The following is a 6015-nucleotide window of genomic DNA, read 5'->3' on the forward strand; positions in this document are numbered from 1 at the left end:
CGAGGCGCTCGGCCTGCCGCGGCCCTGGGACCAGCAATGGTCGATGCGCATGCAGCAGATCCTCGCCTTCGAGACCGATCTCCTCGAATACGACGACATCTTCGACGGCTCGAAGGTGATCGACGCCAAGGTCGAGTCCCTCAAGGAGCAGACCCGGGCGGAACTCGCCCGCATCGGTGAGATCGGCGGCGCGGTGGCCGCGGTCGAGACCGGCGCCCTCAAGCAATCGCTGGTGGAATCCAACGCCCGGCGCATCTCGGCGATCGAGGCCGGCGACCAGATCGTGGTCGGCGTCAACAAGTGGCAGCAGGGCGAGCCCTCGCCCCTGACGGCCGGCGAAGGCGCGATCTTCACCGTCTCCGAGAACGTCGAGATGGAGGCGGAGGCCCGCATCCGCGACTGGCGCGCCAAACGCGACGACCGCGCCGTGGGCCGGGCCCTCGAGGACTTGGAAGCGGCCGCGCGCTCGGGCGCCAACATCATGCCGGTCTCGATCGCCGCGGCCAAGGCCGGCGTCACCACCGGCGAGTGGGGCGCGCGCCTGCGCGATGTCTTCGGCGAATACCGCGCGCCCACCGGCGTCACCCTCCAGACCGTCTCGTCGGGGGCGGCCGAGGACGCCAAGCTGCTGATCGCCGACCTCGGCGAGCGGCTGGGCGAGCAGCCCCGGCTCGTGGTCGGCAAGCCCGGCCTCGACGGCCATTCCAACGGTGCCGAGCAGATCGCGCTCCGCGCCCGCGACGTGGGCTTCGACGTGACCTACGACGGCATCCGCCAGACGCCGGCCGAGATCGTGGCCAAGGCCAAGGCCACGGGCGCGCACGTCGTCGGCCTCTCGATCCTCTCAGGGAGCCACGTGCCGCTGGTGCGCGACGTGAAGGCGAAGATGCGCGAGGCCGGCCTCGACCACATCCCCGTGGTCGTGGGCGGCATCATCTCCCCCGACGACGAACTCGTGCTCAAGAACATGGGCGTCTCGGCGGTCTACACCCCGAAGGACTACGTCATCGACACGATCATGATCGGGCTGGCCAAGGTGGTGGGCAAGGCGCTGGACAAGGCCAGCGCCGACAAGCGCGACGGCACCGGAGCCAACCGCGAGCGGGACGGGGCCGGACAGGTCTACTGAGGCGCGCGAGCCCGACGGATTCCCGCCTCCTCCAACCCATCCCCCTCATCCTGAGACGCCGTCGCTAAGCGGCGGCCTCGAAGGCGCCGTCCAGGCGTCGCGCGATCCCTGGAGGGCGCCTTCGCGGCCCGCAGGCGCGGACACCTCGGGAAGAGGGAGTGGATGGGGGAACGATCGGCGCTCGCGGGCAACGCCATGCCTTGCTGAACTCCTTCCGCGGAGCGGTAGAACCGCAGCACTTCCGCCACCCGGGCAAGACCTAGAAAACATATGCTGGCGCCGCTCATCGCCGTCCCCCTCGCCGCGGCCCTCTCAGCCGGCCTCGTGGTGCGCCTGCGCCCGCTGCTCCAGCGCTACGCGCTCGCCCGGCCGAACGCCCGGTCCAGCCACACCGTGCCCACGCCCCAGGGCGGCGGCATCGCCGTGGTGGTGGCGACCGTCACCGTCTCGGGCCTGTTCCTGGCTGAGGCCGGCGCCGGACGGGACTGGCTGGTGCTGACAGGTGCCGCCCTGGCGTTGGCGCTGCTCGGCGCCGTGGACGACATCCGCCCGTTGCCGGCCGCCCTGCGGCTCGCGGTGCAGGGGATCGTGGTGGCGATCCTCGTCGGCTCTGTGGAGGGGCGGCTGGCCCCGGATTCCACCCCACTGGCCCTGGAACGGGGGCTGGCGGTGCTGGCGGGCCTGTGGTTCGTCAACCTCGTCAACTTCATGGACGGCCTCGACTGGATGACGGTCGCCGAGATCGTGCCGGTCTCCGGTACCCTGCTGCTGGCAGGGCTCACCGGCATCCTCGCACCGTTGCCGACCCTGGTGGCGGCGGCGCTGTTCGGGGCGATGCTCGGCTTCGCGCCGTTCAACCGGCCGGTGGCGAGACTCTTCCTGGGCGACGTGGGCTCCCTGCCGATCGGCCTGCTGGTGGCGTGGCTGCTCTACCGGCTGGCGCTGGGGGGCGGGTTCGCAGCCGCGCTCCTGCTGCCGCTCTACTACCTGGCGGATGCGAGCCTGACGCTGGTCCGCCGGGCGGCCCGGCGCGAGGCGGTCTGGCAGGCCCATCGCAGCCACTTCTACCAGCGCGCCACCGTGAACGGCCTCAGCGTCACCGGGGTCGTGGCCCGCGTCTTCGGCGTCAACCTCGGGCTCGCCGGGCTGGCGGGGGCGACCTTGCTTTGGCCGTCCTGGCCCGTCACCGTGGGTGCGCTCGCGGCCGGGTGCCTCCTCGTGGCGGCCCTGCTGCGGCGCTTCGCCCGTCCCGCCTCCCGAGGGGTTTCGTAAGCCGTGACCGGACTCGTGGCGCTCACCGGGGCGACCGGCTTCATCGGCCGCCATCTCCTGCGCAGCCTGTCCGAGCGTGGATTTCGCGTCCGCGTGCTGCTGCGGCGCCCGGTGGAGGTGCCGGATGGGGCCTCCAGCGCCGTGGTCGGCGACCTGACCCGGCCGATGAACATGGCAGCCGCCCTCTCGGGCGTCGACGCGGTGGTGCATTCGGCGGGGCTGGCGCACGCCATGTCCGGCGCGCCGGAGGACGATTACCGCACCCTCAACACCGAGGCGACGCGGCGGCTCGCGGAAGCGGCGGCGCGGGCGAAGGTCGGCCGCTTCGTCTTCCTGTCCTCCATCCGCGCCCAGGCCGGCGCCAGCGCCCCTGGAATCGTCACGGAGGCCGACGCGCCCGCCCCCACCGACGCCTACGGCCGCTCGAAGCGCGACGCGGAAGGGGCGCTCTCCGAGATCGGCCTCGACTGGGTCGCCCTGCGGCCGGTGCTGGTCTACGGCGCGGGCGTGAAGGGCAACATGGCCGCCCTCCTGCGGCTCGCCCACACGCCCTATCCGCTGCCCCTCGGATCATTGGCCGCCCGCCGTTCGCTCGTCTCGGTGGAGAGCCTGGCCGGCGCCGTCGAGACGGTGCTGCGGGCGCCGGGCCGGTTGGAACGCCCGCTGATCGTGGCCGACCCCGACGCGCAGACGCTCCCCGAGATGCTGGCCGCCCTGCGCGCCGGCCTCGGCCGCGGCCCCGGCCTGCTGCCCCTCCCGCCGGCGCTGCTCGGCCTCGCCTGCCGCCTCACCGGCCGCCGGGAGATCTTTTCACGATTGGCCGGTGGGCTGGTCGCCCGGTCCGATGGGCTCGCCGCCCTCGGCTGGAAGCCCGCGATGCCGACGCGGGAGGGGCTGGCGCGGCTGGCGCGCGCCGAGCCGTGACGCGAGAAGTCCGGCACGGTGTCGCGGGCGGCCCTTGCATCCGCGGCGGGAGGGCGTCTTAACGACGCGGACCCCATCATCGGCGGAGATCGCGCAATGGCGGACATACCGGATCGGACGGCCCTCGTGACCGGGGCGGCGCGCGGCATCGGGCTCGCCGCAGCGACGCTGTTCCTCAAGGAGGGATGGCGGGTGGCGCTCCTCGACGTGGACGGTCCGGGCGTCGAGGCCGCGGCGGCCGGCCTCGGGCGTCCGGAGGCGACGCTCGCGATCACGGCCGACGTGTCCGACCCGCAGGCCGTCACGGCCGCGGTGCAGGCGGTGGCCGACCGGTTCGGCCGGCTCGACGCGCTGGTCAACAACGCCGGCATCGCGATCTTCAAGCCGTTGATGGAGACCACCTTCGCGGACTGGTCGCGGGTGCTGGCGGTCAACCTGTCGGGGCCGTTCCTGTGCACGCAGGCCGCCGTGCCCCTGATCGCCGAGGGCGGCGGCGGGGCGATCGTGAACATCACCTCGATCTCGGGCTTTCGCGCCTCGACGCTCCGGGTCGCCTACGGCACCAGCAAAGCCGGGCTGGCGCACCTCACCAAGCAGCAGGCCGTCGAACTGGCGGAATTCGGCATCCGCGTGAACGCGGTCGCCCCCGGCCCGGTGGATACGGCGATGGCCAAGGCGGTCCACAGCCCGGAGATCCGCGCCGATTACCACGACGTGATCCCCCTGGAGCGCTACGGCCTCGAGGAGGAACTCGCCGAGATGATCGTCTTCCTCTGTTCCGGCCGCGCGTCCTACGTCACGGGCCAGGTGATCGCGGTGGATGGCGGCTTCGAGGCCACCGGCATCGGCCTGACCACCCTGCGCCGCGGTCGCAACACCTGAGGCGGCCCTACCGGGCGTCGGCCGGCGCGACCCCCGGAACCGGGGCGACCCCGGAGCCGCCCGCCCGCATCGCACGCCCGGTGCGGGAGGCCGCGCGCATGCCGGCCAGCACCAGCGAGGCGATGCGGATGTGGCGCGGGAGTTGCCGCGGCCCCAGCGGTCTGTAGGCGAGGCGCGGGCTGGCTCGCTCCGCCTCGGCGATGGCCAGGCGCGCGAGCGGCAGGGCCGCGATGCGGCGGGCCTCGTCCGGGCCGATCCCCAGGAGTCGCGCCCAGCCTCGCGTGCGGACCAGCCTGCCGTCCGCATGCAGGCGGCGCAGGCGGTGGCGCCAGGCGTAGCGGATCAGGGCGCGGGGCACGGATTCGAGCCGTGCGTCGCAGAGGCTGTCGGGCACCTCGCAGCGGGCCCGGATGGTGTCGGCGACACCGCCGGGGGCCCGTCCGGTGAGGCGCGCCGAGATGATGACGACCACGTCGGTGGCGTGGCGCACGCGGCAGCCATGGGTGAGCAGGGAAGCGACGAAGGCGCCGTCCTCGCCCAGCGGGATGGCTGGCATGCCGCCCACCGTCCGATAGGCCGGAAGGCGCACGGAGAGGGACGCGCCGATGGTGGTGCGGTGGCAGGGCCAGGGGTCGTGCGGGTCCGGGTCGATGCGCGCCTCGGCCTCGGTCAGCAGCGCGCTGTAGGCGTCCTCCAGCCGGCCCCGCGCGGGGAGCGACGGCGGCAGCAGGGCGGCCTCCGCCGGGTTCAGTTCCACCCGTCCGGCCACGGCGTCGGCCCCGGCCTCCATGGCCGCGAGGTTGCGGGCGACCCAGTCCGGCGGCACCAGGGTGTCGGCGTCCGTGGACAGGATCGTGCCCATCGCGTGCCCCCCGGCATCGAGCCAGTCGGCGGCCGCATCCATCGCGGCGCGGCGGGCCCACCCGGCATGGGCACCCGCGAAGGTGACGTGCGCGAACCGCACCGGGATCGACATCCGCGGCGCGAGGTCCTCCACGAGCGCGACGGTACCGTCCGTGCAATTGTTCAGGAACAGGACGAGGCCGAGGCTGCCCGGCCGCAGGCCGGCCTGGGCGTCGACGGCCCGCAGGCAGGCCGTGATGCGCTCGGCCTCGTTGCGGACGGGGATCGCGATCACGGTGTCGGGTACCGGGGTCGCGGCGGCGCCGACCTGCATGAACGCGAAGGCGTCAGACGAGTCGGCCGGGCCGGGGGTCGCAAGCTCACTCATCCGGGCCCTCTGGCCTCCTGCTCGGGTCGATTCGGGCCGGAACCCGGCCGGCTTCCGGGCGGTCCGCGCCATGGGGCGACTCTTGGGCGGTCCAAGCTGAACCGAGGCTGAGCCGCAACCGCGACGCCCGGCGGATCAGTCCTCCGGCCGCTCCGTCCCGCAGAAATCGGGGGCGGAGCCGGCATCGAGCATTCCGCACCCGCGGGCGATCTCGCCGCGGATCAGTTCGCAGGGGTTGGCGTCGTTGCAGGGCGGGCGGGTCGCGGGCGAGACCTCGATGCATTGCCGGACGAGTTCGGCCGCGCGCGCAGGCCCGATGCTCTGACGGCAGGACGCGGCCTGGACCGGGACGCAGGCGAGCAGGAGCCCGGCGAGGAGGGCGGGCCGAACGTATCGTGAAGGGCGGGGCATGACGTGGTTCCTGGCGCCCGAACGCCTATACACCCGCCGCCCGGCGAGGCCATCGTGGGAACGGGAGCGTCGGCCATGCCTGGCGATCGTCGGGACGGGTTTGGCTAGGCCACCGAAAGAATCTCGTTCGGCGCGCGTCCCTCCCCTCTTTGCGGGGGAGGGTGGC

Annotated in this window: 6 protein-coding genes; 4 read left to right on the forward strand and 2 right to left on the reverse strand. The window is 73.5% G+C overall.

The window, feature by feature from the left end; genetic code table 11:
* The 4 genes from COGEMETH_RS06490 to COGEMETH_RS06505 form a co-directional block, all read left to right on the forward strand.
* Positions 1 to 1129: methylmalonyl-CoA mutase family protein (locus COGEMETH_RS06490; RefSeq protein WP_238181791.1), on the forward strand; the 1129-nt coding region annotated here is incomplete at its 5' end.
* Between the two features lie 270 nt (positions 1130 to 1399).
* On the forward strand, positions 1400 to 2401 hold the full coding sequence (locus COGEMETH_RS06495) for an MraY family glycosyltransferase (RefSeq protein ID WP_238181792.1): 1002 nt from the start codon (positions 1400 to 1402) through the stop codon (positions 2399 to 2401).
* A gap of 3 nt (positions 2402 to 2404) precedes the next feature.
* The gene (locus tag COGEMETH_RS06500; RefSeq protein ID WP_238181793.1) at positions 2405 to 3325 is read left to right on the forward strand and encodes an NAD-dependent epimerase/dehydratase family protein; all 921 of its coding nucleotides are present in this window, start codon (positions 2405 to 2407) and stop codon (positions 3323 to 3325) included.
* A gap of 96 nt (positions 3326 to 3421) precedes the next feature.
* On the forward strand, positions 3422 to 4207 hold the full coding sequence (locus COGEMETH_RS06505) for an SDR family NAD(P)-dependent oxidoreductase (protein ID WP_238181794.1): 786 nt from the start codon (positions 3422 to 3424) through the stop codon (positions 4205 to 4207).
* Between the two features lie 7 nt (positions 4208 to 4214).
* On the opposite strand, the gene COGEMETH_RS06510 is transcribed toward COGEMETH_RS06505, so the two are convergent.
* A complete protein-coding gene (locus COGEMETH_RS06510; RefSeq protein WP_238181796.1) occupies positions 4215 to 5384 on the reverse strand; it encodes a glycosyltransferase family 2 protein in 1170 nt (389 codons plus the stop codon).
* A 189-nt stretch (positions 5385 to 5573) separates the two neighbouring features.
* Positions 5574 to 5849: a hypothetical protein gene (locus COGEMETH_RS06515; protein WP_238181795.1), complete on the reverse strand. Its 276-nt coding sequence runs from the start codon at positions 5847 to 5849 to the stop codon at positions 5574 to 5576.
* Positions 5850 to 6015 lie beyond the last annotated feature (166 nt).

The sequence above is a fragment of the Methylobacterium trifolii genome (assembly GCF_022179685.1).
Taxonomy (GTDB): domain Bacteria; phylum Pseudomonadota; class Alphaproteobacteria; order Rhizobiales; family Beijerinckiaceae; genus Methylobacterium; species Methylobacterium trifolii.